1 protein-coding gene is annotated in these 2,652 nt (G+C 74.0%); it reads right to left on the minus strand.

The features are described from left to right. Nucleotides 1-2,535, minus strand: a 2,535-nt coding sequence (locus ACWDX9_RS62175; protein WP_449973259.1) for a non-ribosomal peptide synthetase, incomplete at its 3' end; no start/stop codon positions are given. Between the last annotated feature and the right edge of the window lie 117 nt (nucleotides 2,536-2,652).

Here is a 2,652-nt window from a genome sequence, read left to right on the forward strand (position 1 = left end):
CCCGGTCCCCTCGGGCGCCACCAGCGTCCTGGCCTGGGCGAACCGGGCGAGAGAGCCGCCCAGCCCCCGCTGTCGCAGGATGATCGGCGTCGGCGTCAGCGGACCGTCCTCATGAGCGGCGGGCACCGGCTCCGCCGCCTGGGGTGCTCCCAGGTGTCCGGCGAGCGCGCGTGGCGTCCTGAGCAGGAACACGTCCCGTGGGGTGATCGGCAGGCCGAGTGCCCTGGCCCGGTTGACCACGGTGATGATGACGATGCTGTCGCCGCCGGCCCTGAAGAAGTCGGTGTCGGCGTCCACCTCGCAGCCGGGCAGCGCGTCGGCGAAGATGCCCACCAGCGCCGCGAGCTCGGAGTCGCTCGCGGGCACCGGAGCGTCGTCCCGCCCGGCGTGCTCGCTCAGGGCCTTGCGGTCCAGCTTGCCGTTGACGGTCAGCGGCAGCGCCTCGACCCGCAGCACGCGGCGCGGCACCATGTGCGCGGGCAGCTTCGCCGACAGCAGGCCGGCGACGTCGCCCGGCACGCGGCCCACGACGTGCGCGACCAGGTGGTCCCCGCTGCCCGCCACGGTGACGGCCGCGTCGACCACGCCGTCCAGCTCCCTGAGCGCGGACTCCACCTCGCCGAGCTCGATGCGGAAGCCCTTGAGCTGCACCTGGTCGTCGGCGCGGCCGGCGAACTCCAGCTCGCCGTCGAGCGTGCGGCGGGCGAGGTCGCCCGTGTGGTACATGCGGGAGCCGTCGCCCGCGAACGGGTCCGCCACGAACCGGCTCGCGGTGAGCCCCGGCCGGCCCAGGTAGCCGAGCGACACCTGGTCGCCGGCGACGTAGATGGCGCCCACCCGGCCCGGCGGCACCGGCCGAAGCCGGTCGTCGAGCAGGTAGGTGACCAGGCCGGGGATCGGGCCGCCGATCGGGCTGGCGTCGTCGCCGGCGGCGAAGTCCGCGTCGGTCAGCACCCGGTGCGTGACGTGGACGGTGGTCTCGGTGATGCCGTACATGTTGACCAGCTCGGGCGAGCCGGTGCCGTGCCGCTCGACCCAGCCGCGCAGCCGCCCGAGGTCCAGCGTCTCGCCGCCGAAGATGATCCGGCGCAGCGCGGTGACCGGCTCGCCGGCGTGCCGGTCGGCCTCCATGAACTGGTAGAACGCCGACGGGGTCTGGTTGAGCACGGTCACTCCGCGCTCGCGGACCAGCCGGTGGAAGTCGACCGGGGAGCGGGTCAGCCCGTACTCCGGCACCAGCAGCTCACCGCCGTGCGCCAGCGCGCCCCACAGCTCCCACACCGCGAAGTCGAAGGAGTAGGAGTGGAACTGCACCCACACGTCGTCCGGGCCGAAGTCCATGTCCGGCCGGGTGTTCGCGAGCAGCGTCACCACGCTGGAGTGCGGGACGACGACCCCCTTGGGCCTGCCGGTCGATCCGGACGTGTAGATCACGTACGCCGGGTCGTGCCGGCTCACCTCGGCCGCGGTCGCGTCCAGCGGCAGCTCGTCTCCCTGGACGAGCACGCGGGCCGAAACACCCGCCCTGGCCGCCAGCTCCGTGAACCGGTCCCGCTGGTCCCGGTCCACGAGCACGACCTGCGGGGCGGCGTCGGCGAGGACGTACTCCAGCCGTGCGTCCGGGTACGCCAGATCCAGCGGCACGTACGCGCCGCCCGCGCTGACGATCGCGACCAGGGCGACGACCTGCTCGACGGAGCGCGGGACGGCGACGGCGACCCGTTGACCCGGCCCGACCCCGGCCGCCCGCAGCGCCGCGGCCAGCTCGTTCTTCGCCTCCGCCAGCTCGCCGTAGGACAGCGACCGGGTGCCGCCGTCGAGACCGCACCGGGTGACGGCGGTGGCGGCCGGGTCGCGCTCCGCGGCGGCGTCGAACAGCTCGCCCAAGGTCGCCGGGGTGACCCGCGCGGGCTGCCCGGCGCCGCCCGGCACCAGGTCGTCCGGCCGGGTGAGCAGGCCGATCAGCGCCCGGGTGAACGCGCGCAGGATCGCCTGGGCGCGCGCCTCCCGCAGCAGCTCGCCGTCATAGATCAGGTTGAATCGGGGACGGCCGTCGCGTGCGCGCTCCACCACCAGCGTCAGCGGGTAGTGCGGGGCCCCCTCGTTCACGATGCCGGTGATGGCGAACTCGTCGCCGGGCCTGCGCAGACCGTCCACGTCGGCCGCGACGTCGAACACCACCAGGGTGTCGAACAGGGGCCCGCCTCCGGCCTGGCGGCCGATCCTGGTCAGGGAGACGTGCTGGTGCGGCAGCACCGCGCTCTGGTGGTCCCGCACCGAGGCGAGCAGCTCGCCCGTCGTGGTGGCGCCGTCCCATCGGACGCGTACGGGGATCGTGTTGATGAGCAGGCCCACCATGTCCTTGATGCCCGGCACGTCCGCGTCGCGCCCGGACACCGTGGAGCCGAACACCACGTCCTTGCCCGGCAGGATGCCGCCCAGCGTCACCGCCCACGCGCTGTGCACGGCGACGCTCAGCGGCACACCCGCCGACCGGGCGTGGGCAAGGCGATCGGGCAGTTCCTGCGCGAGCAGGCCAAGAACGGCTCGACCGAGCGCATGCGGGAGGCGGGGCTCGACGAGTACGCCTCCGGAACGACGGGTAGACGTTGGAGTCGAACGAGGATGGCTGCCTGCGGTAGGAGCCGCCGT

The sequence above is a fragment of the Nonomuraea sp. NPDC003201 genome, assembly GCF_053590415.1.